Annotated in this window: 19 protein-coding genes; 6 read left to right on the forward strand and 13 right to left on the reverse strand. The window is 45.7% G+C overall.

Annotated features, from left to right (window positions below; all coding sequences use genetic code 11):
• Window positions 1–32: 32 nt before the first annotated feature.
• The 11 genes from ACGHVY_RS18650 to ACGHVY_RS18700 form a co-directional block, all read right to left on the reverse strand.
• Window positions 33–1232 (reverse strand): glycoside hydrolase family 88 protein, encoded by a 1200-nt coding sequence (locus ACGHVY_RS18650; protein ID WP_390600594.1) that lies wholly within the window; start codon window positions 1230–1232, stop codon window positions 33–35.
• A 40-nt stretch (window positions 1233–1272) separates the two neighbouring features.
• A complete protein-coding gene (locus ACGHVY_RS18655; protein WP_390600597.1) occupies window positions 1273–4275 on the reverse strand; it encodes a polysaccharide lyase family 8 super-sandwich domain-containing protein in 3003 nt (1000 codons plus the stop codon).
• Window positions 4276–5048: 773 nt separating this feature from the next.
• Window positions 5049–5882, reverse strand: coding sequence for a DUF1961 family protein (locus ACGHVY_RS18660; protein WP_390600599.1), 834 nt, complete (start codon window positions 5880–5882; stop codon window positions 5049–5051).
• 12 nt (window positions 5883–5894) lie between these two features.
• Window positions 5895–6728: a DUF1961 family protein gene (locus tag ACGHVY_RS18665; RefSeq protein WP_390600601.1), complete on the reverse strand. Its 834-nt coding sequence runs from the start codon at window positions 6726–6728 to the stop codon at window positions 5895–5897.
• A gap of 33 nt (window positions 6729–6761) precedes the next feature.
• A complete protein-coding gene (locus ACGHVY_RS18670) occupies window positions 6762–9302 on the reverse strand; it encodes a DUF4962 domain-containing protein (RefSeq protein WP_390600603.1) in 2541 nt (846 codons plus the stop codon).
• 116 nt (window positions 9303–9418) lie between these two features.
• Window positions 9419–11092: a DUF6562 domain-containing protein gene (locus ACGHVY_RS18675; RefSeq protein ID WP_390600606.1), complete on the reverse strand. Its 1674-nt coding sequence runs from the start codon at window positions 11090–11092 to the stop codon at window positions 9419–9421.
• 30 nt (window positions 11093–11122) lie between these two features.
• Complete coding sequence (locus tag ACGHVY_RS18680; protein WP_390600608.1) at window positions 11123–12169, reverse strand: DUF6562 domain-containing protein; 1047 nt, start codon at window positions 12167–12169, stop codon at window positions 11123–11125.
• 12 nt (window positions 12170–12181) lie between these two features.
• Window positions 12182–12994 (reverse strand): DUF3575 domain-containing protein, encoded by an 813-nt coding sequence (locus ACGHVY_RS18685; RefSeq protein WP_390600610.1) that lies wholly within the window; start codon window positions 12992–12994, stop codon window positions 12182–12184.
• Window positions 12995–13011: 17 nt separating this feature from the next.
• Window positions 13012–15618 (reverse strand): DUF4962 domain-containing protein, encoded by a 2607-nt coding sequence (locus ACGHVY_RS18690; RefSeq protein ID WP_390600612.1) that lies wholly within the window; start codon window positions 15616–15618, stop codon window positions 13012–13014.
• Between the two features lie 8 nt (window positions 15619–15626).
• Window positions 15627–17330 carry a RagB/SusD family nutrient uptake outer membrane protein gene (locus ACGHVY_RS18695; RefSeq protein WP_390600615.1) on the reverse strand — a complete coding sequence of 568 codons (1704 nt, stop codon included), beginning with the start codon at window positions 17328–17330 and terminating at the stop codon, window positions 15627–15629.
• Between the two features lie 22 nt (window positions 17331–17352).
• Entirely contained in the window at window positions 17353–20532 is a 3180-nt protein-coding gene (locus ACGHVY_RS18700) for a SusC/RagA family TonB-linked outer membrane protein (protein ID WP_390600618.1), read from the reverse strand.
• A gap of 730 nt (window positions 20533–21262) precedes the next feature.
• On the opposite strand from ACGHVY_RS18700, the gene rplM reads away from it, so the two are divergent.
• The 4 genes from rplM (at window position 21263) to tsf (ending at window position 24188) form a co-directional block, all read left to right on the forward strand.
• Entirely contained in the window at window positions 21263–21724 is a 462-nt protein-coding gene (gene rplM, locus ACGHVY_RS18705; RefSeq protein ID WP_390600621.1) for a 50S ribosomal protein L13, read from the forward strand.
• A gap of 6 nt (window positions 21725–21730) precedes the next feature.
• Window positions 21731–22117, forward strand: coding sequence for a 30S ribosomal protein S9 (gene rpsI, locus ACGHVY_RS18710; protein ID WP_005679151.1), 387 nt, complete (start codon window positions 21731–21733; stop codon window positions 22115–22117).
• 120 nt (window positions 22118–22237) lie between these two features.
• On the forward strand, window positions 22238–23074 hold the full coding sequence (gene rpsB, locus ACGHVY_RS18715; protein WP_390600623.1) for a 30S ribosomal protein S2: 837 nt from the start codon (window positions 22238–22240) through the stop codon (window positions 23072–23074).
• Between the two features lie 121 nt (window positions 23075–23195).
• On the forward strand, window positions 23196–24188 hold the full coding sequence (gene tsf / locus ACGHVY_RS18720) for a translation elongation factor Ts (RefSeq protein WP_073347543.1): 993 nt from the start codon (window positions 23196–23198) through the stop codon (window positions 24186–24188).
• Between the two features lie 57 nt (window positions 24189–24245).
• On the opposite strand, the gene ACGHVY_RS18725 is transcribed toward tsf, so the two are convergent.
• Complete coding sequence (locus tag ACGHVY_RS18725) at window positions 24246–24755, reverse strand: TlpA disulfide reductase family protein (protein WP_308745566.1); 510 nt, start codon at window positions 24753–24755, stop codon at window positions 24246–24248.
• Window positions 24756–24776: 21 nt separating this feature from the next.
• The gene (locus ACGHVY_RS18730; protein ID WP_390600627.1) at window positions 24777–25127 is read right to left on the reverse strand and encodes a translation initiation factor; all 351 of its coding nucleotides are present in this window, start codon (window positions 25125–25127) and stop codon (window positions 24777–24779) included.
• Window positions 25128–25302: 175 nt separating this feature from the next.
• On the opposite strand from ACGHVY_RS18730, the gene ACGHVY_RS18735 reads away from it, so the two are divergent.
• Window positions 25303–25953 (forward strand): redox-sensing transcriptional repressor Rex, encoded by a 651-nt coding sequence (locus ACGHVY_RS18735; protein ID WP_390600630.1) that lies wholly within the window; start codon window positions 25303–25305, stop codon window positions 25951–25953.
• Window positions 25953–26567, forward strand: coding sequence for a fumarylacetoacetate hydrolase family protein (locus tag ACGHVY_RS18740; RefSeq protein WP_390600632.1), 615 nt, complete (start codon window positions 25953–25955; stop codon window positions 26565–26567). The genes ACGHVY_RS18735 and ACGHVY_RS18740 overlap by 1 nt, the downstream gene beginning before the upstream one ends.
• Window positions 26568–26629: the final 62 nt, after the last annotated feature.

Below are 26629 nucleotides of genomic sequence, written 5' to 3' on the forward strand. Positions count from 1 at the left end.
CTCTGTCTCTGTTTACTGACTATCCCCGCTTATCAGTTGGTTTGTTTAAAGTAGCGGAGCAATCCCTCTACATAGTAATAATCAGCGTATGACAATCCGCCTTCCAGTTCGCTGTTGCGGAGATAATTTCCGATGGCCTGCTTTAGGATAAAGAAAGAATGCTTCCCCGGTTTGGCGAGATACTTGTCCGAAGAAAGGTTTTTGAGAATCTTCTCTCCGGTTTTGAAGTAATCCTTGTTCGCAGAGTAGGTGCTAAGTTCGATTAGGGCAGATGCCATGATAGACGCGGCGGACGTGTCCCGTAGAGTTGAAACCCCGCTGCCGGAATAATCCCAATACGGGATACCGTCTGCCGGCAGGTTCGGGTGATGGATAAGGAAATCGGCGATGTGTTCTGCATGGCGGAGATATTTCGGGTCATTTGTTTCCCTGTACATCATGGTGAAGCCATACAGTCCCCATGCCTGTCCGCGTGCCCAGGTCGAAACGCTGACATCATCGGAGCCATTGTTCCAGTCGAATTTGCGGACTTCGCCCGTTTCCGCATCATAGTCTACCACGTGGGGGCATGAGTAGTTTTTGCGGTATTGGCATTTCATCGTTTTGTCGGCGTGCGAAAGGGCGATATGGCGTAATGTGGTGTCTCCCGATAGCTTATAAGCTTCCATCAGTAGTTCCAGATTCATCATGTTGTCGATGATAACCGGGAATTGCCAGTCGCGTGCATCGTCCTCTTCCCAGGACATGATGAGCCCTGTCTTATACGAATAGCGTGACCCTAACGTCTTGGCGGAGCGGCAGATAATTCGGGCGTAAGCGGGATTTTTAGTCAGACGCCAGCCGTTGCCGTAGCTGCAATACATCTTGAAACCTACGTCATGGTCGAAAGCGTTGAACTGTTCCGCTTCCAGTAAGGCGGTAGCCCGTTCGGCACGTTCTTTCCATTTTTCCTTGCCGGTATATTCGTACACATACCATAGTGTTCCCGGGAAGAAACCGCTCGTCCAGTCTGTCGGACTTACCATGCCCCGCTGGATAGAACGGGGAAGGCAAGACGACTTTTCTACTTTGGCGGACATCTTCTGCGCCTGTTTCTCAATCACAGAGAAAGCGTGTTGGAACCATTGTGGGACCTTCTTTTCCGGCTCGGCGGCATAACCCGGCAAGTTTCCATAGAAACAGGCGGTCAGGAACAGAGTGATAAGTAGGTTTCTTTTTTGAAGTGATTTCATATCTAAACTAATTATGTTGATGTGTTTTATTGAGAACTGATTATTTGGGGATATTGACTACAATTGGGGTTGCCGCATATAAGTCGGACTGATAGTTGTAGCGTTTCTCATCCCTGATGTCCGGCAGTTCAATTACTACTTTGACGCCATCTTTATCCGGGGAGACAGTGACTGTTTCTCCTTCCAGCGGATAAATCCCTTTCGTCCGGTAAGTATAAGTACCTGCCGCCAAAGGAGTGCTGACGCGGAAGGACAGTCTCTGTTTTTTGCCGTCCGGCATCGGGTTGGAAGCGGATAGCGTCCAACTGTCGGCATTGTCGCGCAGCATGATTAATGCCACATCGTCGGAAGTCACTTCGGTTTTTCCTACGGAGATTGTGCCGGGCTTGAAGAAAGCATATTGCCAGGTCTTGTCGGCAGCGGAATATACCGCATGGGCGGAAGCCGTGTTTTCTACGGTTGCAATCTCTTTTTGCAGGGTTACCACGCGGGCTTTCATCTCCTCTTTGCCGATGTTGGGTATCAGGTAATAGGCATAACTATCATCCAGACCGTTTCCCGGAGTGACTCCGTGATTGAGGGCGATAATAAAGTTAGGCTGTTTGTCGGCTATTGCCCGGTCGGTAATGTTGATTTCTTTTCCGGTTTCAATCACCAGTTGCAGTTTCTTTTTCGGCAGGATGATGTATCCTTTCTCTCCTTGGTGAAGCCAGCAGACAGATTCTATATTCTCGGTGATATTCACCGATTCACCCGGATTCACTGTTTGCTCTTTACCGTTGACACACCAGGTCAGTTCGCGGTTGAAAGCGGACTGGTCGAGGAAAGTGCTGATTTCCTTTCCCTGCCCCGGACGAAGGCGGGCGATACCGCTTCCTAGTGCAATGATTTTATCTTCGATGAAGTGGTACGTTTTGAAAGCGGTGGATGAACTGTACTTCTCTTTCGGCAAGTGGTGGTAAATGCCCACACCTGTCTTGCCGTCGGCCAATACGCCGGATATCTTGTTCAGTCCCGGCAATGAAGCTTGTGCACCGCCTTCGGCGGGCAGGGCGTCGGTACGCCATTCTTCCGTCAGTCCCGGCACGGCGTGCCAGTCGTAATTCTTCAAAACCCGGCTGGCATATTCATCACCGCATACTTTGAGTTGCAGGATACCATATCCCAGATGCCAGGACTTGCGTACCTTACTGAAATCTTCGGCACCTACCGTACGTTCTGATTTCAGTTTCAGTGACGCGTAGAATGCCGGTTCGTTTTCTCCCCGGCGGTGTACGAGGTACTCATTTACCCAGTAAGCGTCCGTACCGGAATATTCGTGCGTATTTGCCTTGATGCTTTTGATTGTCGCCTGCAATTCTTCCACTCCTGTCAGCCGGGTGTCTTTGCTGCGGGCTTTCAGCATTTCATTGGCTGCTCTGGGATAACGTTTGGTGGCAAACCCTTTCAAATCTTCCAGATAAGAACGGCCGGAGACGAGAAAGTCCATGTATTGTTTGTAGATTAACTTGGGGTAGACTTTCAATAAATGGTCTAACTGGAATTGATACTGTGGGGCAGCTATTTTGAAGGGTGTGTTCTTGAAATATTGGTATCCCGCATTGCAATCTGTCAGCCATTCAAAGCCGTAAGCTACCATCGCTGCGTCAGTTGCACGGCCAATGTGGTGGGATATGGTGCCGTCCGGCTGGAATCCCGACTGGATATATTTATGTGCAGGCACATTGTATTTAGTCATCCACCGGCTGACATCGGCTATCACTCCTTGCGGGCTCCATCCGGGCGAGAAACTGAAATTCTTGAAAGGCTTGTCCTTATAGAAGTCGCTATACCAGTATTGTACGTATGTCAGCGGGCGGTTATAGTCGACCCAGATAATAGGCAGCGCCAGCATGGTTCGTGAGCGATGTCCCAGGTTGGCATCTGCCCAAGCTCCGGATGAATAAAGCGTATCCTGTATCTCTCCCCAACGTCCTTGGGGATTATCAATTGCCCTGCGGCTTTTTATGATAGACATAAATAACTGGTTGTAGCGTATCAGTGCATGATGTACTTTCAGACAAGTTTCATCATTCTCCTGTATACCTTTCAGTATGTCGGGAAGAAGATAGAGGGCGGGAACTATCAGCGGGTCTGTCATCACCCACTGGTGGGTGGATGTCGGGGTTCCCGCCATTTTGTTGGCTTGCAACAGGCTGAAACCGTCGCCTGTGCAGTTGCCGATAGGCTTGCCGTTGATTTCTACCTCCCTGCCTTCTACGGGAACCGATAATGTATAAGCCAATATGGCTTTGTACAGCGCTTCGCGCAGTTCTTTCCGCTTGGCAGGTTCTCCCTGTGGCCCGTAGACTTTCGATGTGGCATAGGCATATCCGAGCCCGCCGATTTGGTTGGCTACTTTTGCCCAGTCTATTTCAATCGTTCCTTTCTTGAGATGTTCGTTCTTGGGGTCCAGTCTGCCTTCATAATCCTGCGGATGAGCTGTGTAACATCTGAATCCTTCGAAACGTCCGTCGTTCTTTTCCAGTTCCTCTATTTTTTTCGTCACCTCCTGGTCCGAGTATTTGGTCCGTCCGTACAAACGGCTGTTGCCGATTGCGTTAGGGACGTAGCGGTCGTACAATAACGTCCATAACGTGCTTTTGACGATATTGACCGTAATGTCGAACTTTTCTATTTGCCTGTTTCCGTCTTTCAGGGCGATTGTCATCGAGTAGGAAGTGGCTTTGGAGTCGGTCTTTTTATTCTTGTCAACGCTCAATACTCCCATTATGCGTTGGGACAGGTCGTAGCGTGTATCTATTCTGAACAGTGCTTCCGCAGGCTGGGAGACTATCTCGAACTTATATCCTTTGGGGATAGGGGAAGTCAATACGTCTTTGTTTCTTTCCAGATGAATACGTCCGGTAACTTCCGTTCCGGCGGGACTGTTGGTCGGAATATCAAAATAGGCGGCAAATACTTTTTCTTGTGCATGTGCCTGAAAACTGATGCATGAACAGATGAAACATACAATCAGTAAAGGTAAAAAGTCTTTTTTCATGGGGTATTGTGTTTTTTTGATTCTTATGGTGTTCTTTCAATGAGAGCAAAGATAGGGAGATAGATGATAAATGACTTTCAGAATCTGTTTAAAGAATTTTATTTTCTGACAATAAGCCGTAAAAGACAAAATCGAAATTGTTTTGAGAGGTATCGGAAGTCGGTGGAATGAGTCTTTTCAATTAGTTTGCTTGAGGGAGCATACTTTCTGCTTTGTCAATCTGTATGACTGATTGAAATATATAGTTATTTTACTGTTTAAGAACGTCCCTACGAAACAACTCTTTCTAATGTTTCTTTTTTATTACAGGAAAACGGCCGTATCTAATAAACGGAGTTCAGATTTATAATAAATAACTTGATCATTTATTATAAACGGTATCCAAGTTTATTATAAACTATTTTTAGACCCTTTCGATAGCGAAAACTGATTTATCTATACAAAAAAAGGATGAAATCGTTGTCGATTTCACCCCATATTGTGTTGACAGGTGCGTTGGTGCACTCTGTATAATTGCCTGTATGTCCTGAATTATGTATGTTCCATATTCTTTCCTGCTTTATTATTATCACAAATATACGAAATAAAAAGGCAAAAGTCAATAGCGGAGTGCAAAATAGGACGAAAAGTAGGGAACAGGAAAATAAGTAGAATGGGTTGTTTTGCCACAAATTTATTATATATTTGTGGCAAAATAGATTCCCTTTTGACTTACTGATAGAAAAAATAAAAACGTTGAATGAAAGTATACGGGAATTACCTTATTGAGTGTTTTATTGAATCGCAATTATCCGTATATTGTCATAAGCTCCTTTAGCACAAGCCATAAGTCTGAACCCCCATTGATTGCCTGTCAAAGGCTTTTCATCTTTATAAGAGAAACTTTCTTTTCCATTGATTAGAAACCGTATGTTTCCATTGATTCTTTCTATCCGGCAATGGCTGGTTTGACGCCAGTCTTCCGGCACGGTCACGTCAATTCCCTGGGCAATCATCACTTTGCCGGGTGCACGACGTAAATTTGCTTTTTTACGTGAGGGATGAAAGAAGGAAAGCCGGTAGGTTTTCATATCGTACATCAACTCTTCTCCCAAACCATATCGGGGCGGCATGGAAGCATCAAATATATTTTCTCCTTGCAGTCCGGAAGCACAAAAAAGAAACATGTGAAGGGGAGCAGGCGAGAGAGGGGTGAAGTCAAATTCGAGAGCGAAGTTTTCGGTTGTTCTGATTTTCCGGTTCCAAAGATTGAAATGCCCTCCTGTAAACACCGTTTTTTCCTTCTCTTGCAGAAAATAGTTTCTGATGTCATTCCCGTATTTGGCCTTCATGGCTGCATACAAATAAGGGCTGTATTCTTCCATAATATTATCTTCGGAGATCACTTTGGCTTTCATCAACGTTTCCATGAGTGGAAAGTACAGAGGTTCCAGGATTAGTTTACCATTTTCGATATACGCTTTGCCTTCGCCTTCCACTAGCCAGTCCGCGAGTTCTTCTTCCGTGTCGAACGTGTAAATCGCAGAGACGGCTTCTTGGGGAGTTTGGGGATATGCGCCGCAACAGGCGGATAATAAAAATAGAAAGAAAGTTATTTGTTTCATCATTAGATAGATATCTTATTTAATAGTTACCACTTTAACGTTGTCATAAGCTCCTTTGGCGCAAGTCATAAGTCTGAATCCCCATTGATTGCCTGTCAAAGGCTTTTCATCTTTATAGGAGAAACTTTCTTTTCCATTGATTAGGAATCGCACGGTTCCGTTGATTCTTTCTATCCGACAACGGTAAGTTTGGTTCCAGTCCTCTGATGAGACGACATCTGCCCCTCCGGCAACCATTACTTTGCCGGGCGCACGGCGCAAGTTAGCTTTTTTGCGCGACTTATGGAAGAAAGAGACGCGATACATAGCCATATCATACATCGTTTCGTCTTCCACTCCATAGCGTGTCGGAAGGGAAGTGTCGAAAACGCTTTCACCTTCCAGGCCGGAAGCACAAAACATCAACATGTGCAGGGGAGCGGGTGAAAGCGGAGTGAAATCAAACTCAATGGCGAAGTTTTCGGATGTCCTGACGCGCCGGTTCCATACATTGAAGTGCCCGCCCATGAATACCGGTTCGCCTTTGCCTACAAGGAAATAGTTTCTGACGTCGTTCCCGTATTTGGCTTTCATGGCTGTGTAGAGATAGGGTTCGTATTCTTTCATTCGGTTGTTGTCGGAGATAGCTCCGGCTTTCATCAACGTTTCCATAAGCGGGAAGAACAGAGGTTCCAGAATCAGTTTCCCGTTTTCGATGTATGCTTTGCCTTCTCCTTCTATCAGCCAGTCTGAGATTTCCTCTTCTCGGTCGAAAGTGTACATTGCGGATACCGTTTCTTTGGCGCTTTGAGAGTAAGCGCTGCAATAAGCAAATAGTAAAATCAAAAAGATAGATGTAGTCTGTTTCATATTCATCATTGTCAATTTGGGGATTATTTCATGTTAATAGTTGATTGCACGTGTGGAAGCCGGGGTATAGTCCGTTTGTTCCGTTACACCATATCTGCCGTTCGATTCGTCGTAGAGTAGGGAAGAACGGGGGAATTTCCGCAGATATACGCTTCCGTCGATGAGCGGGTTGTCTGGCGAATAGCTGAATACTGTGCTATTCGTCCGGTTGGTGACAATCAGTTCTGACGGTTGGGTGGGGCTTAGGACGGCTTGGATGTTCCAGTCGCCACATTGGAAACTGTCTCCGGTGCGGACGATTGTCGGGGCTTGCTCCGAATCCGGGGTAATCTGTATGATAGTCAGGATGCGGTTTTGGGCGCAAGGAGTGTATGTCGCTGTCAGATGCCACTGGTCGGGAGCCGGTGTGGCAGGCGGCACCACAAACCGGTCTGTCTGTGAGAACTCGAAAGGAGAGTCGCTGAATTGGCGGACAGTTGTCTTGAATCCTTTGGAAGAGTTTTCGGTGGCAGTGGTGTTCTTTTCTATGGTAAACCGGGTGGGGCTGTGCAGAAGCCAGTCCCAACGAACCGCTTCGGAAACTTCCAGTTCATCGTAGATAACCAGAGTGTGGGGATGCAACACTAATAGGTGACGCAGGTATTTGGTAAGCGGAGTTTTGCCGAAACCGTTTTCCGGGGTTTGAGTGATACCTGCGGCTGCAAAGTGGGCAATCCACATCGGGTCGTCGCTGATGCCGCTATATGCATGGGAAGCGTCTCCGAGACAATAGGAGATGTGGTCGCCGCCCATGGCACGGGTGATGTTGCCGTATCCTTTCAGAGAATAAGGCTGACCGATGCCGTTGACCAGGAGCGTGTTGTGTGCACGAGTGTGGCGGTAAGACATCAGGTTGTGCGCGTCACTGAAATTCTGGTAATATCCGCTGCTGCGGTATACATCGCCCCCTTTATATAAAAGGTTGAAACTGTTTTGGTTGGCTACCGTATGGCTGCCCGAAGCGAAGGTGCTTGAACGGAAGCCGATAGCCATATCCTGTTCCGGATTAGCAAGATGGGTGTGTATGGCGACTTCTCCTGCATCCTTATACCAGATAAGTTTGGGAGCGTTTGAAGGCAGTTCAGTGGTGTAGCTTTGGGTGCGTACCATGCGGTAGAGCCTGAACTCATAGTCCTGTTGTAACAGTTCCTTGCATTGGTCGGCATACCAACCCGAATACGGGTCGGCATTCTCTTTCGCCAGGAAGTCGGCAAAAGCTGCCAGTACCCGGCTAGGTTCGTCTCTGCTCTCACTTCCGTCACCGAACCCTATGCTTTTGGAATGTGGGGGACTGGTATAGACCAGTGCTCTTCCGGCATTCAGATACCACGGATGTTTCAGAAAATCGCTTCGGGTGATGTACGAGAAGAGAGAAGGAATGTAATACAGTGTCTTTATGTTGGTAGCGATGTAGCCCGTTCCGTTATGCCATATCCCGTCCCGGTTGAAGCCGGAAGCGGGAGCGCGTGCGCTCCATATTTCGTAATAGTATTCCAGCATCGGGAGAATTTCTTCCGTATACGTTGCTTTGTCGTAAAGGATGAAGCAAGCCTGAAACAGTACCCGCATATTATGTTGCCAGAAGTGGTTGTCGAAAATATGATTCTCCTGCCGTCCGCAGTTGGATTGGAAATAGTAGCGTGAAACGCGCATCAGGAGGTCTTCAATGCCGAGCTTTTCTTCCGGAGTCAGTTCGTTATAGAGTAAGTCGTAGATTTCGATAAAGCTGATAGCTATATCCGTAGCACCGAAATTACTGGTAAACAGTTGGGAGTCCGATACGGGACAGGACAGTAAGATAGTCAGTATCTCGTGCAGTTTGTCCGCGTATTTTTTGTCCTGTATCAGATGATAGGCCTGATACAGATGTTGGACGGAGTTTTTTATTTTGGCTGCCTCATCGTATGGATTGGGCAGGAGAGAATAGTCTGTATTCAATGCCGTTTGTGCACGGCCTGTCAGTTGCTTGTATTCCGGATGTGACTTCACGTTGCGGCGTGCCTGCTCCAGTCCGTTGTCGAGAAAACAGAACAGGCGAGGATGCGTGCGGGGAGCGTTCTTGATAAATGTTTCGAATGTGGGAGTTACGAATTTGGGTGTTTCGTCTTTTACTTCAAAAGAGTAGGTTTCGCTCCACGGCTGTTCGGTTCCGTCGTTGCCGACAGAGCGGAAGCGCCAGTGCCATGTACCGCTTTTGAGTGTTTGGTGCGGGTTGTACATACACCATGCTCGGGGAGTAGATACGGTTGTTTCCGTATCGGGGAAGTCTTTCGACTGTGAAAAGGCAAATTGTAGTTTGTCTCCGGTCTTCATGGCTTGCGGCACGATGAACGGAGAGGGGTTGATGTAAAGTTCATTATCCGCTTTAGGGTACGGCTTTTCCCGTGTCTTGTCGTGCAAGGCGTCGGGGGCTGTTTCCGGTTGTTCTGTCCCCGGGTCTGTTGTTGCGGGAAGTGTGTCGTCGCTACAAGCAGTCGCCAGAAATAAGCAGGCGAAGAGGTGGAAAAGGATGCTAAAACGGAAGGTTGTTTTCATAAGGATGAATTACATAAAAGATTGATTCGGAAATAAAGAGGAAAAGCCGATAAGCAAGGCTTTTAGGGGATACCTTGCTTATCTTGACTCTTCTATTGTGATTCGCTTTTGGCTGTTTATTCCAGGATGGTGAGGATAGGACGGATTTGTCCCTGTATACCTTTTTTACCACTGTCAGTATGGAAAATAGCTACGGCTTTTGTAATGTTCGTTATCGCATTATTATTGAACATCACAGGTGACATCTGTTTATTACTGATGCTGCTGGTTAGTAAATAACGGTCAGATGTTGTAGAGTCAACAAACTTATTTGCGCCCTCAATGGCATCCACTGCGAGTGCGAATGTTTCATTTTTAGCTGTCTCTTCAAATCCATAATATTTTATGGCGAATTCTTTTACTTCTTCAAAAGAAGGCATATACCACCCGCTGGAAGTTGCAGGGGTAGCAGTCTTTTCTTTAAAGAGAAGGAAGTCTGCTATCACCAGATATTTGTCTGCGTGGTCTGTATAACGACTATCTGCAAGAAGGATATTGGTATTCTCATATCCGGTCTTGGTTAATTCCAAACCGGTGAAGTCAATCTTACCATTCATACTGATATCGCAGAATTCCTTACGTGGAGCGGAAGGTGCGCTTTCCAAAGCCATGACATACCCCTTAATACGCGTATATGCACCATAATTTTCAGCCTTATCACCGTTCAGCGCTTTAGTAGCAAACACAACTCCGATACAAGGATTCTCGGCATCCGTTTTCAGTTCCGAAGCATATTCGCCATTTTGGTAATAGTAATCACCAATTTTGGGGTCAACGGTCGGTTCTGTCGGCTCAACGTCTCCGCCGTCTATATCCGGATTCCATTCACCGAAGTCCGTATCAATCTGACCGTTGCTTTGTGATTCGGCAACAAAATAACCTCTTACCAGTGTACGTGTATTCTTTTTCACCGGTACATTAGCAGGGATAGCGACTGTACGACCGCCGTCAGTGTTGACAAAAGTCAGTCCGATTTCTCCCAAAGCGTCGTTGTCCGCAAAGATATAATATGAGAAGAGTTTTAAATCAAATCCTTCTCCTTCTTGTTCTCCTGTGCCGATAGGAGCAGTAGCCGGAAGAACAGCCACTACTGTTTCCGTAGAAATCTTACCGGTTGATACATCGAATCCGGCAGGGATTTCCTGGCTGACACTGACTGACGTACATTTTGCGAAATTCTCTTTACTCTTGTCCGATACAATCAGTTTGGCAAACGGACGAACCAATGTGACGCTAAGCGGATTATCCAACGTTGCCTGACTTTTCTCAAAACTTCCGTTGCCGGAGAATGCATCACACGCATCGGTATTATAAAGCAAAGCCGGGTCTTTTATTGTAATTTTGGTCAGGTCTTCCGTATTATAAAACTTGTCGGTGTAGCGGCCTGTAATGGGGTCTTTCTGCTGCCCGTTGGCTTCAATGAAGTCTGCCCACATCTTATAATTGTATGTGCCGGCTTCTTCGAGGGCAAAGGTGAAAGAAAGCTTGCCGTCTGCGCTGCCTTCGGTTCCCAGTTTTTCTTCTCTGTACACTCTGTCTCCGTTTTCATTCGTTATTTCAAGAATGCAACGCAGGTAATGACCGTCTACTGACGGAACAGCACGTGTTTTGGCAAATTCTTTCGGTAACTCGGCAGAGATATTGACCAGCTTGTTCTGGCTGTTCGGAGTACTTGAATCGTTCTCCTGGCTACATGAGGCGAATAATCCTGCGAGCAGCGTAATCGCTAAATAGATAAAGTTCTTTTTCATAATGGTAATGATTAAAGTGTATGATAATTATTAGTTGTTTTTGACGATAGGAGTGACATCTATAATGATGTCATCATCGTTGAAATCAGGGTCGAAACTGATACCCGGGCTAGCCGTCAGGAAATATCCCCGGATAGTTGTTTCTTTGTTCCGTTCATAAGGGACTTTCAGATTCTGGTAGCGGGCTACCACTGTCTTACTCTCGTTCGTTATCTCGATAGTCACCGGAATAGACGATGCGGATTCGTTGTTGATAAGCAGGAAGTCGAAACCGATGTTGAATTCTTCCTTGTTCTCCTCTTTCTGAAGAGTTGCCAGGTCGACCGTCTTGTTATATTCTATATACTGCAAAGAGTTTTTCAGTCTGCCGGTGAGCGCATCGAATCCTGTAGGCAGATAGTAGTTGTATTTGACGGTCATCGTAAATTTCTTTCCGGTGATTTCCTTGTCCGCCACTTTCTTCAGGAATTTGGCTACATCCGTTGCTATCAGGTTGTACGATGCCATAGGGCGGGTCATTTTGATATCTACGGGAACGGTGACGTTCCATTGGTCCCGATAGGCACTTAAATCCAGTGGGATGTTTCCGTAGAAAGCATCGTAGTATTTAACGTTCCCCTTGTAGGGTGCGGCACGTTGTATGAATCCCATGTCCGTTGCATCATAGAAAGTCTGATAAGTTTCCCCTTCGGACTTTTCCACATAGTCCGCCCATACGGCGAGCTGATACTTGCGGGCATGCAACTTCATGTTCAGAGGGATGCTTACAGTTGTTTCGCCATCCTGTATTTCTTGATAGATAATTTGTCCGGCTACTTTTTGTGAACCTTCGTAGACGGCAACAACGAAGCGATGCAGGTAGGTGGTGGCTGCGCGTGTACCGCGATTCACATTCACGAGCTCGAATGACGTCTCCAGTGTCAGATTCGTCATGATATTAACCGCGGTGGGGTCTACCCCGAGTTCACCGTCGGCCGTCAGTTCCGGTTCTTCATAAAGGCAACTGCTTACGAGAGCCGACAATAACAGCAAACAACCCAGCGTGCGGATAATGGATGTATATGTATTCTTTTTCATAATCATGCAGGCTTAAAAATGATAGGACAATGAGATGCCGAGACGGGTGATTCCCCAGTAATTCCGGCTTTTGGTTTCAATCAGGGCACCATTGTCTATATTATAATAGGTGTTATACTTCATATTGGCATAACCGGCCCCCAGCGTAAATTCCGCTCCCCAGTGCCTGGAAAAAGGCAGTTTGTATCCATAACTGACACCTGCGCCCAATAACGGCCGGCCGGTACTCTGGTAGCGGTTCTCATCCCATTTCACATTGAACAGAGCCATGTGGGCATGTACACCGAAGAAATGGCCTGTTCCTGCTTTCTCCAGCCACCAGCGTCCTTCGGGTTGAACAGCGAAAGTACGCACAGCATGTTTATCGCTGATATCCCAGCCGCTGAACATGACAGGAAGCTCTACGGAAATATGCTTGCTGAACTGCATTTCGAAGGCCAGGTTCGGCACGGCGATTGCGTCGTAGGCAATGTTGGTTTTGAGTGCCATGTAGCGTTCGGAAGCTGTCTTTTGTTGAGGCTTCTTTTTAACCTGCTTGCCGGTTGCCGTGCCTTTCGGTTTTTTTCCGGCAACTTTGACTGCTTTCGTCTTTTCCATTCCTGCCTTTCCCTTTCCTGCCTTTCCAGTTTCCGCCTTTCCCGTTTCTGCATTGGGCTTGAATACAATTTCCTTTTTGCTTGCGGAAGTCTGTATGCGTGGACGTTTACCCGTCTGTTTCTGCGGGTTCTGCGGATGTTGCAGTTCTTCGGAAGGCGAACCGGCTATTGCTGTCATCGAGCAGAGCAGCAACAGGAATCCTTGTACTAAATATCTTTTTGTTTTCATATTCTTCTTATAATCGGTTAGATTTCCAGTTCCGGGCGTTTGTCTACCAGAGTCGTTTCGTAGCCGTCTTCACGTACGATGGTCGCTCCGCCTTTGTAAGTGATGTTCACATCTTCTCCTTTTCGGGTAGAGCGGATGAAGAAGGAAGGAGTGCCTTCTGCCGAGACGTTGACTTTGATAATCCAGCTTCCCACTTTTATGCGTCCGTCGAGAAGTATCTCCGGGTCGGCAACGGGGCGGGAGAGAGGATGCGTATTGATAATGGTGGCAAAGCGGTACGTCTTCTGTTTCTCGGAAGTCGCCGTGAAATGCCAGTGATTGGGATAAGCGGCAAACTTGCCTTTGGCGTCCGCACGCAACCAGTTGACAGCCGGAACAAAGAACTGGCTGGTGGTATCGGTCTTCAATGTGCCGCTTGAGAACAGATAAGCGTCGGAAGCTCCGTTTTTGTTGGTGGCTTGTATGTGTACAAACTTGTCTTTCTTCGTTACATTCATCGGATTGATGACTGTATGCAGCAGATAATCCCAGGTGACAGGTTCGTCAGCTTCGAGTTCATCATAGATAAACACTAATCCGGTTTTGCCTAAGGCGACAGTGTGGCGGCGGAAAGTTTTCAGGTGGTTCTTGTCCCAGCCGTTGGCGGGGGTATATTCTATTCCGCCTTCTTTCCCGCGTTCCAGCCAGAGTGGAGAAATCACTTTTCCGTAAGCATTGGAAGCGTCACCCAGCAGGTAGCCGATTTTCTCGCCTACGTAGTAACGGGGAATCCAGCCGTAACCTTCCGTTCCGATACGCTGCCCCATGCCGTTCACCAGGATTGTGTTGTGGGCGCGGGTGGAACGGTGGCAAAGCATACTGTGCTTGTCCACGAATGAGATGTGGTGTCCGCTGCTGTAGAAGAGCGAGCTTCCGCCGAAGAACGTATTGAACGCGTTTTGGTTGGCAATGGCGTGCGAGGTACTACCGTAAGGGCTGCTTCGGAAACTGAACATGGCATTGCCGCCTACACGCTCCCAGTTGGTCATGAAGGAAGCCAGTCCGCTTTCCGGGAAAACATACCCCATGGGGAGATTGGCGAGTCCTTCACCTTCGGGCAACGGCTTGTCGCATTGCAGGCGGAACCATGCCAGGCTACCGGCTTTGGCAGTCACATAACGCTTGTGAAAATCGGGAGTGGTGGCGATGCGACGCACATAGTCGGCGGCATATGTGTTGCCTGTCATGCGGGCTAAAGCGTCGGCGTATCCCACACGGATGGTACTAGGTTTCAAAGTGCCTTGGTGACCGCTACCGTTACCGCCCGATTTGGAGAAAGGCGGTTGTTGATAGATAGTGTATAGGGCGGAACCCTGATACCACGGGTCGCTGAAAAAGTTGAATCCCGTGACGGTGGTGTAGAAGTAAGGCACTTCTATCAGTGTGCGGGTGTTGACCGTGAAGTAAGAGTCGCCGTTGTGCCAGGCTCCGTCTTTGTTCAGTCCTGGAAAACGTGCCAGCCAGATATTGTAGCAGTAGTCTGCCCAGATGTCAGCTTCGGGCAGGTCACCATACACGCTGAATGCCGCAAACGTAAAGATACGCAGGGTCATTTGCCAGACGTGATTGTCGGCGATGTGGTTTTCCAGGTGGTTGTTGTAGCTCGCATAAAATTCACTTCCGCGCTTCTTGATTTCTTTCAGTAACGTCTGTTTCTGTGGCTCGTCCAACAGATTGTAGAACGAATCATAAGCCAATGAACTGAGTGAAAGCATGGTGGAAGCATTGAAGTCACCTTTCACGTTTTCGTTCTCATCCCAACTGACCATTTCCAAGATGCGTTTGATAGCTTCTTTGCTATATTGCGTATCCTGCGTCAACAGATAGGCGCGTATCAATAACTCTACATTCGATTCTTCGTTGTCGATAATGCGGCGGCTTTCACGGGTCAACATGGCATTGCGTTGCATCTCGCTCTTCAAGCCTGCGGCAAGTTTGGTGTTAATATCATTGACAGACTGCATCGGGGTCTTTAATACTTTCTTTGCCTTTTCCAAGTACCATTGATACTCCGCCTTTGAACGGCTGCTTTTCATAAAATCCGCCCATTGGTCTTTCTGCACCAATATGCGTGGATGGTTTTTGGAAAGATTTGCCTGCATCGTCTTGAATGAAGGCGGGCAGAACTTGTCCGGATTGGCTTTTACCGTGAATTGCAGAACGGAAGACCATTGGGTCTTTCCTGTTTCATTCACGTATCCGTATTGCCAGTACCATACACCGGGAGCTAAGTCTTTCTCCGGGTTGAAGAAGGGCCAACGGGTTTCTTCCTGTGTCACGTTGTTTTTTAGTGCTGCATCCTGTGAGTAGCGCAGCCGGTATTTCAGACGCGATTTGTCTACCTTTTTCTTGTTGGATTTCATTCCGTCCAATACTGCTTCGGATGTATTTATATCTGACCGTAATGGCCATTGGAATGAAACGGCACGGTCGGATATCGTTGCTTTGTCCGACGGGGAAGGGGTGGCGCGCATTTCGTGCATAAGTGTCACGTCCGTAAGTCTGATTCGTGCCGGCTTCTCTTGTGCCTGCAAGCCGGATGATACCAGGTAGCAAAGTAGTATGGTGCTGATTAATTTCTTCATGGTACTATTTAATAATTAGGATTGTTTTTGTTTTCAAACATCGGGTTCAATTGTAATTCGTCCAGCGGAATAGGGAATAATTCATGTTTGCCCTTTTGGAAATTGTCTCCGGCAGGGTAAGCGCTTTTCACTGAAGAACGGTTGCTGAACAGGGTTAATGCTTCTTTGATAATCCCCCAGCGGATGAGGTCGTATTTGCGCTGTCCTTCGAAAGCAAGCTCGAAACCACGTTCCCAATAAAGTGCCGTGCGGAATTTGCCGGCATCATCACCGTCGGAAATAAAGTTCAGTTTATACACTTTCTCCTTCATCAGTTCGGTATAGTTCGCTGTAGTGATTTCTCTGGCTCCGGCACGTTTGCGTACGCTGTTGAGAAGTTTCCATGCTTCGGGGGTATTATCAGTCTCATTGTAGGCTTCGGCTGCCATCAGTACGACATCCGCATAGCGAAGATAGCAGAAGTTGACATCGGTAACGTTCGGGTCTTTGTAGCCGATAGGCATCCATTCACGGCGCCATTTGCCCGGATACCAGTCTTTCCCGTTTTTGTTAATCACTTTCTTGTGATTATAGAGCTCTTTGTCCCAGTTGAATTTATAGGTACAAACCATCACATCACGACGTTCGTCACCCGTTATCACATTGCCGTCCGCATCTTCTGCCTGAACGTCGAAGAATCCTTTCCATTCGGGAACCACCCGGAACATTGCATTGGCACGTCCCATAAATTGGTTGACTTCGGTTACGGAAATGCCGGGGTGCGCAACCAGCGGCCCGATGTAAGTACCCCAGTATCCTTTGGCCCCTGTCTTGCCGTCCGGACTATAAAATGCGATTTCAAAGATACTTTCTACGGAGTTGAGTGTTCCTGCGGAGAATCCTTTGAATAGTTCTCTATAACCTTCGGGATAGAAATCGTGATAACCGTTTGCTTTGAACGCTTCCCATTCTTCGATGACAGCTTCAAAATAGTTTCTACGCTTGGCGTCATCGGGGCGGGTAATGCTTCCATCCATTTGAAGGCTGTATCCGGCACGTTGTAACAGTACGCGCATGAGCAGTCCGCGTGCAGCTCCCTGGGTGACTTTCTCCGGAGTAGTGGCCGCGGTAGCCCAGGGCAAATGAGTCTTGGCAAAATTCAAATCCTCAATAATCTGGTCGTAGATTATTTCTCTGCTGCAACGTGGCTGAAAGACATTTTTATCTGCATTGGTTGAGGTTGTCTTGAAAGGAACATCTCCCCAATAGCGCACCAGATTGAATGCATACAAGGCTCTCAGGAATCTGGCTTCTCCGACCAATGCTTGCAACTCCTTGTCCGTTTCATAATCAACCATTCCTTCGATACCTTCAATAGTATAGTTGGCACGTTCAATTCCGGTGTAGTTGCCTTGCCAGATACTATTCACCCATGTGTTTGAACTGGTTACTTTGTAGTGGGCGATATCCCGGCGCCCTTTGTCCGAAGTCACTCCTGCTACATAATAAGTGTCGTCCGAACAGGGAAATGCCATATCCATAGAGCCATAGAGCGTCGGAAGTTGCTCGTATACTCCGGTAACGGCCATTGCGGCCTTTGCCTTCGTTGCAAATATGTCCTTCTTCTCGTAATAAGAGTTGGGGTCTTCAGTCAGCATGTCGACACAGGAAGCGTTGAGCAGACTTCCTGCCAGTATACCGAATGCATAAAGATATGTTTTATAGATTTTCATATTTCCGTTATTTTAAGGTGAATTAAAAGGTTACGTTCAATCCGAATACGTAGGAATGGTTTCTCGGGTATGCTCCGTAGTCTACTCCGGGAGTCAGGTTGTTGCCTTTGGTGGAAACTTCCGGGTCGAATCCGGTGTAAGGAGTCCAGACAAACAGATTGCTGCCTGTCGCATACAGGCGGAGCTTCTGGATGCCTGCTTTCCGTAGCCATTTTTTGGGGAAGTTGTATCCGATAGTCACGTTGCTTAGTCGCAGGTAAGATGCATCTTCCACTGCCCATGAATGGATATAGGTATCACCTTGCTCCATGTCGTTGACAACGGCTGCGCTTTTGCCCGCATTCAATGCGGCAAGTTCCTGCGGGTCTGTTATGATATCACCGTTCCGGTTGATTGTCATCCAGCGTTTGCTGCTGTTCACTGCATCCAGTACGTTGTATCCGGATTTGCCGGCTTGCGTATTTGTCAGTTTGGTAGCGTTCAATACTTCGCCCTCGTAGGAGAAGGTGAAGAATATGCTCAAGTCGAAATTCTTGTAGGTGAAAGAATTGTTCAAGCCGCCGAAGAATTTCGGATTGGCGTTACCGATAACCGTCTGGTCATTTTCATCAATCACTTTATTTCCGTCGGTATCGGCAAATTTCCACATACCCGGTTGCGTTTCACTGCGTGAACCCCGGTAAGGGATACCTTCTTTCAGTGTGTATTTTTTAGTGTTCGGGTCGTAATCAAAGTCTTCCACCTGGTAGAGCCCGAGGGTGCGGTAGCCGTAGAACTGGCCGATTGGCTTGCCTACCTCTATCTTGTGCGTCTTTTGGTTATAACCGAATTTGGCTTCTTCGAGGAAGAATTGTTCGCCGGACAATGCTTTAATCGTATTCTTGTTGTGAGACAAGTTGAAGTTGGTATTCCATGTGAAGTTACGTTTCTGTATATTCACGGAACTGATTGTCAGGTCGACACCGATGTTCTGCGTCTTTCCGATATTACGAATCATATTGCTGTATCCCGAAGAGCTCGGTATGCGTGAGTTCAATAGCAGGTGGGTACTTTCATTCACGTAAAACTCCGGAGATATGGTCAGGCGTTGTTCGAGGAAGCCTAAATCCAGTCCGACGTTGAACGTGTTGTTGGATTCCCATTGGAGCATTTCGTTCGGGATGGCGGTCGGTACGTATCCCGGCATATTGCTTTCACCGTTCGGGTATTTCACCGAGTTGAGCAGGTTCAATGAAGCATAGCTGCCGATACGGTTGTTGCCCGACATACCATATCCGACGCGTAACTTCAGGTCGGAAAACAGGTTCAGGTTCTTGATAAACTTCTCTTCGCCCATGCGCCAGGCGGCGGAAACGGAAGGGAAAAGTCCCCATTTCTTGTCTTCACTGAATTTGGAAGAGCCGTCAGCACGTAAAGTGGCGGTCACCAGATACTTTTCTCCGAAGTTGTAGTTGAAGCGGGTGAAGAAGGATAATAGTTTGTCATCGTAATTGGAATTAGAGGTGATGGAACCCGGAATGCCAAGGTTCATATCGTCCAGATTAATATCGTTGTTGGGGAAATTAGTCGCGCTGGCACGCATATTGCGTGTCCATCGTGACACCCATTCCTGGCCGAGCATCGCGATTAATTTATGCTTTTTCTTCTTGTATTCGTAGTTGAGCACATTGGAAGTCTGGAAACTGCTGTTTTCTGCATATTGGATATATCCGTTAGCACTGGAGCGTTTTCCGTTGCTGGACTTTTCTCCATAAAAGACATCATTGCGTGTCGTTTGGTAGCGCATACCGGTGTTGTTGCGGAAGCTCAGTCCTTTGGCAATGTTGAAAGTCAGTCCGCCATTGGCCTGGAAAGTGCGTAATTGTCTTTTATTGATTTCTTCGGCGGCAGAGGTGAGCGGATTTTGCATCGGGTTGCCTTCCTCGTCGGTGATGTTGTCTTCTTCGCTCTTCAGCAGGCTCTCGTCGTCTCCATAGATACCTTTAGTGGGGCGGTATTGCAGAATATGCTCCATTTTGTTGAAACGGGTGGACTGGTCGGAAGTCCCCATACCATATATATATGTCTGGTCGTAATTGACACGGGCATTGACAGAGATACGTTTGGTAGGTTTGTGAGAAAGGCTGAATGAGATATTATGCTTGTCGTTTCCGCTGTATAGCATAGCGCCGAGGTCTTTGAAATACGTATAATTCAGAGAGTATTGCAATTCTTTGTTACCACCGGAGATGCGTACACGGTAGTTCTGCGAAGTTGTTGTTCTTCCCAAAGTTTCTTCCTGCCAGTCGATTCCGGCATAGTTGCCGTAGTTTTCGTTGATGTCCAGGAAAGAACCGTAGATAGACTGGAAGTTTTTGACTCCTGCTTCACCGTCGAACTGCAATCTGCGCTCATAATCCAATAAGACAAACTCTTTGGTGGACAGCACCGGCAGTTTGCGTGCCAGAGTCTTCACACCTACGTAACTGTCAAAACTGATACTCATCTTGCTTCCGTCCTTATTTCCTCTCTTGGTGGTGATTACCACTACACCGTTCGCTCCGCGAGCACCGTAAATGGCTGTTGCCGAAGCATCTTTCAGGATATCAATCGTTTCAATCTCGGCGGGGTCGATGGTGGACATCCCGTCTTCACTGGGGAAGCCGTCGATAATATAAAGAGGTTCGTTGCTTTGCGTGATAGAAATACCACCGCGTACGCGTATGGAAATGGTGGAACCCGGTGCACCCTCACTTTGCGTGATTTGTACGCCTGCTACCCGTCCCGCCAATGCCTGGGTGACATCGGAAGTAGGCATTTTCATCAGGTCTTCGCTTTTCACGGAAACTACCGAGCCGGTCAGGTCGCTACGCTTGCTGGTTCCGTAACCCACGACAACTACTTCATCCAGTGCTTTGGCATCGCTTTGTAAAGTGACATTGATTGTCGTCTTTCCTTTCACGTGGATTTCCTGTGTCCTCATTCCTATATAAGAGAATACGAGAATGTCCTTAGCGGCATTGTTTACCTTAATCTTATAGTTTCCGCTTAAATCACTGATTGCGCCGACACCGGTAGTACCTTTTAAGGTGATGTTGGCACCAATCACCTCAAGACCCTCAGAGTCTATGACCTTTCCGGTGACGGTCAGGTTTTGTGCGTTGACCGTAAATGCGGTGCAAAGGCAAACCGCAAGAAAGAGAAGTTTTTGAATGTTTTTCATGACTATTTTTATAGTTGTTTTTTTGCTTAAATAATCTGCTGCTAAATTACTGCTATTCTGCAAAACAAGCATTGGTTATCGTCTTTCCTGTATTTAAAAACAGATAAAGCACTTTAGATTTCATCCATATTCCTTTAGATTTTGTCCTGTATAGCCCCTAGAAGGCTTTCGTACATTGAAAGACTCCGTTTGCTCTTTCTCTTTATTAATTCGCTCTTATGTAGATAAAAATAAATAAAGAGGTGAAAGCGATACGTTTTTCTCGTTTAGTTTCTGTCTGTATCCAGGTGGGTTGTTCTTTCGTAAGGATAGTAAATATCATATTTGTTTGTTGATAAAATTCTTAAATAGGCAAGGAAAAGACGAGGAAGAATATATAAAGTTAGAAGATAGAATGTACAAAAATATTTATGTGTACCATGAAAATCTCGTTTCAGTGCGGAATCCTTTTCGGTTGATATCTAAAATTAATATTGAATCATTTTATACCTTATTACATATAATATCCTTGTTATCTCCTGCTTTTTCCCTCTTGTCTCTCAACCGGATAAAACCAAAAAAAGCAAGAAATAGTTTGCCAATTCAAAGAAAAGCCGTACTTTTGCAAGCCGATTATTATCACAAAATGATAAGAGATTAATTCATAGCAAGTTAGTAGTCCTTTGTCCGGGGAAGACTAATGAGTGGTGAAGGAAATTTTTAGTAGTAACATTTAAAAAACAAAATTAGAGTGGATACTTTAAGTTACAAGACCATTTCTGCCAACAAAGCAACTGTAACCAAAGAATGGGTTATTGTTGACGCTACAGACCAGACATTAGGTCGTCTGGGAGCAAAAGTTGCAAAATTGTTGAGAGGAAAGTACAAACCGAACTTTACTCCTCACGTAGACTGCGGTGATAACGTTATCGTCATCAATGCAGACAAAGTAAAACTGACTGGTAACAAATGGAATGACAGAGTTTATTTGTCATATACAGGCTACCCTGGTGGTCAGAGAGAAATGACTCCTGCCCGTTTGATTGCAAAACCGAACGGTGAAGAGAGATTACTGAAAAAAGTTGTGAAGGGTATGCTTCCCAAGAACATTCTGGGAGCTAAATTGCTGAACAACCTGTATGTTTACGCTGGTAGCGAACACAAACAAGCAGCTCAGAACCCGAAAATGATTGATATTAATTCATATAAATAAGATATAATGGAAGTAGTAAATGCATTAGGCAGACGTAAACGTGCAATTGCACGCATTTTCGTAAGCGAAGGTACAGGAAAGATTACTATTAACAAGAGAGACCTTGCAGAGTACTTTCCATCAACTATTCTTCAGTATGTTGTAAAACAACCATTGAACAAGATTGGTGCTGCTGAGAAGTATGACATCAAGGTAAACTTGTGTGGTGGTGGTTTCACAGGTCAGTCTCAGGCTTTGCGTTTGGCAATCGCCCGTGCACTGGTTAAAATCAACGCTGAGGATAAAGCTGCTCTTCGTGCAGAAGGCTTCATGACTCGTGACCCGCGTTCTGTTGAACGTAAGAAACCGGGACAGCCGAAAGCTCGTAGAAGATTCCAGTTCAGCAAGCGTTAATGGACTGCCTGACCGAGGAATATGTTTAGTATCTAAACTACCGGGACTCTGCTTATGGACTACCCGGCGGTTGGTTTAGAAAAAACAAAAAAGAAAGTAAACGATTTAAAGAAAAACAAGATGTCAAGAACAAATTTTGATACATTATTGGAAGCCGGATGCCACTTCGGACACCTTAAAAGAAAGTGGAACCCTGCAATGGCTCCTTATATTTTCATGGAACGCAATGGTATTCACATCATTGACCTCCACAAAACAGTTGCAAAAGTAGACGAAGCTGCTGAAGCTTTGAAACAGATTGCCAAATCAGGCAAGAAAGTTCTTTTTGTTGCTACTAAAAAACAAGCTAAACAAGTTGTAGCTGAAAAAGCTCAATCTGTTAATATGCCTTATGTAATCGAGCGCTGGCCGGGCGGTATGTTGACCAACTTCCCGACTATCCGTAAGGCTGTGAAGAAAATGGCTACTATCGACAAATTGACTAACGATGGTACTTATGCTAACCTTTCTAAGAGAGAAATTCTTCAGATTTCTCGTCAACGTGCAAAATTGGACAAGACTTTGGGCTCTATCGCTGACCTGACTCGTCTGCCGTCTGCATTGTTCGTTATCGACGTAATGAAAGAAAATATCGCAGTTCGCGAAGCTAACCGTTTGGGTATTCCAGTATTCGGTATCGTTGATACCAACTCTGATCCTTCAAACGTAGATTTCGTAATTCCTGCTAACGATGACGCTACTAAATCAGTAGAAGTTATCCTGGATGCTTGTTGCGCTGCTATGATCGAAGGCTTGGAAGAAAGAAAAGCTGAAAAGATCGATATGGAAGCTGCCGGTGAAGCACCTGCTAACAAAGGCAAGAAGAAATCAGTGAAAGCTAGACTCGACAAGTCTGACGAAGAAGCTATCAACGCAGCTAAAGCTGCTGCTTTCATCAAGGAAGACGAAGAGGCTTAATATATAAAATGTGCCAATTTGCTGATGTGCAAGAGTATGCTTATATGCTTGCATCTTGATTGGCAGATTGGCACATTTTTTGTTTTGAAAATTATTATTCATTTAAATAAAGGAAATTATTATGGCTGTAAGTATGGCTGATATTACCAAGCTGCGCAAAATGACCGGAGCTGGTATGATGGATTGCAAAAATGCGTTGACTGAAGCTGAAGGCGATTTCGACAAGGCAATGGAGATTATCCGTAAGAAAGGACAAGCTGTTGCTGCTAAGCGTTCGGAACGTGAAGCTTCTGAAGGTTGCGTTTTGGCTAAAACTACCGGTGACCGTGCCGTTATCGTTGCTTTGAAGTGTGAAACTGACTTTGTTGCTCAGAATGCTGATTTCGTGAAACTGACTCAGGATATTCTTGACCTTGCTGTGGCTAACAAATGCGCTACTTTGGATGAAGTAAAAGCATTGCCGATGGGTAACGGTACTGTACAGGATGCAGTGACTGACCGTAGCGGTATCACAGGTGAGAAGATGGAACTTGACGGTTACATGACTGTAGAAGGTGCATGCACTGCTGTTTACAACCACATGAACAGAAACGGTCTTTGTACTATTGTTGCTTTCAACAAGGAAGTTAACGAGCAGTTGGCTAAGCAAGTAGCTATGCAGATTGCTGCCATGAACCCGATTGCTATTGATGAAGATGGTGTTTCTGAAGAAGTAAAACAGAAAGAAATCGAAGTTGCTATCGAGAAGACAAAAGCAGAACAGGTACAGAAAGCTGTAGAAGCTGCTTTGAAGAAAGCTAACATCAACCCGGCTCATGTGGACAGCGAAGAACACATGGAAAGCAACATGGCTAAAGGCTGGATTACTGCTGAGGATGTAGCGAAAGCAAAAGAAATCATTGCTACTGTTTCTGCTGAGAAGGCTGCACACCTGCCTGAACAAATGATTCAGAACATCGCTAAAGGTCGTCTGGGCAAGTTCCTGAAAGAAGTTTGCTTGCTGAACCAGGAAGATATCATGGACGGTAAGAAGACTGTAAGAGAAGTATTGGCTGCTGCTGATCCTGAACTGAAGATTGTTGACTTCAAGCGTTTCACTTTGAAAGCTGAATAATCAAATCAGTCTGGAAATAAGAAAATATAAAAGAGGGCGATGAGCCCTCTTTTTTTGTTATTTCAGCGCTTTATCTATTTCCTTCATCAGCTTATCCATTTCCTCTTTCCGGTAACCGACAGTGGCGGATATCACTTTCCCTTCTTTGTCGATCAAGTAACTTCTGGGAATGTACTGAGTGGCAAATTTATTCGTGACTTCCCGTTTCGGATCCGGGTAGAGAGGGAATGTAAACCCTTTACGTTTGTTGTATGCCGTTAATTCTTCGTCTGTGTGTTCACGTCCAATCACTATCATACGAAAATTCTTATTGTCTTTATACTTTGGCCAAAGGATTTTCTGAACTTCCGCCAGTTCGCTCTGGCAAGGACCGCACCAAGTGGCGAAGATATTGATTAGTACAACTTTTCCTTTCAGGTCTGCGGAATCCACTGTTCCGTTTACTGCCGAACTAAGCGTGAAAGCAGGCATATTGTCTCCGGTTTTGACAATATCCCCTTTGTCATTCTGTGCAAACGACAATAGTGAGCATAATACTGCTACACAAAATAAAAATCCTTTCCTCATATCTTATATCATTTGAATTAGTTAACCGCCTATGCCTTTTGTTTTTGTATATCCTTCTTTGACAAGCAGCTCCATAACCTTAGTCTTGAAATCTCCCTGCACGATGATTTCGCCATCCTTTGCCGAACCGCCCACTCCGCATTTGCTTTTCAGCAGCTTTCCGAGTTCTTTCAGGTCATTGTCAGTACCGACGAATCCGGTAATTAATGTTACCACTTTTCCGCCACGGTTCTTTTTATCGATGGAAACCCGCAGGTTTTGTTTGCCTTTATCAAGGGTGGTCTGCTCTTCGTCGTCATTCATCTCATAACCGAAGTCAGGATTCGTTGAATACACTACGTTCAGTCTGTCTTTCCAATCATTCTTTTTCATATTCGTCATTTTTATTTCTTCTCATTTCTTCTCAAAAGTATCAAACTTATGGAAAAGAGCAAAATTTGTACCACTTTTCATTGTTTTGTTTAATCTCTATTAAGGTTTTCCATTATACGGTTGTCAGTCTCAAAAAATAATGTACTTTTGCAAAATACCAAATTTTGTAAGAAGTATGAGCACTTATATACGAAAAGAGGCGGATAAAGTGCCGGAGCCTACCTTGCGCAGACTTCCCTGGTATCTGTCTAATATAAAACTAATGAAAGAAAAAGGAGAGCAATATGTCTCTTCTACACAAATCTCTAAGGAAATAAATATTGACGCTTCCCAAATCGCCAAGGATTTGTCGTACGTTAATATTTCGGGGCGTACGAGAGTCGGTTACAACATCGACGCACTGATTGAGGTGCTGGAGAGCTTTCTTGGATTTACCAATATGCACAAAGCCTTCTTGTTTGGTGTGGGTAGCTTGGGTGGAGCCTTACTTCGTGATTCTGGTTTGCAGCATTTTGGATTGGAGATTGTAGCGGCGTTTGATGTCAATCCGGAATTGGTAGGGAAGAACTTGGACGGAATTCCTATCTTCCATTCCGATGATTTTGAGGCAAAGATGAAAGAATATGACGTGAATATCGGTGTGCTGACAGTGCCTATTAATATTGCTCAAGAGATTACAAATAAGATGGTAGACGGTGGCATAAAGGCAGTATGGAACTTTACTCCTTTCCGTATTCGCGTGCCTGAGAATATTGTCGTACAGAATACTTCTCTATATGCCCACCTGGCTGTAATGTTTAACCGATTGAATTTTAACGAGAAATAATGAAGATTATCGCAGTAGGAATGAATTACGCCCAGCATAACAAGGAACTGGGACATACACAAGTCAATACGGAACCGGTCATTTTTATGAAACCGGACTCTGCTATTCTTAAAGATGGCAAACCGTTTTTCATTCCCGACTTTTCTAACGAGATACATTATGAAACGGAACTGGTAGTCCGAATCAACCGATTGGGGAAGAATATCGCTCCCCGTTTTGCGAACCGGTATTATGACGCAGTGACAGTGGGTATTGACTTTACAGCCCGTGACCTTCAACGAAATTTTCGCGAACAGGGAAATCCTTGGGAGTTGTGTAAAGGTTTCGATTCATCTGCAGCTATCGGAGATTTTGTTTCCGTCGACCGCTATAAGGATATTCAGAATCTGAATTTCAACCTGCTGATTGACGGCAAGGAAGTACAACAAGGCTGTACGGCAGATATGCTTTTCAAAATAGATGATATTATAGCCTATGTCAGTCAGTTTGTAACATTGAAAATCGGAGATTTGCTGTTTACGGGTACTCCTGTCGGTGTAGGTCCTGTCAGTATAGGACAACACTTGCAAGGCTATCTGGAAGGAGAAAAACTACTGGATTTCCATATCCGTTGATTGACCTTCGAACATTCATCATTAACTATTACCACAAATCACTAGTACTCATTTATTAGACA

Origin of the sequence: Bacteroides sp. f07, from assembly GCF_042854785.1 — a bacterium.
In the GTDB taxonomy this organism is placed as follows: Bacteria; Bacteroidota; Bacteroidia; order Bacteroidales; family Bacteroidaceae; genus Bacteroides.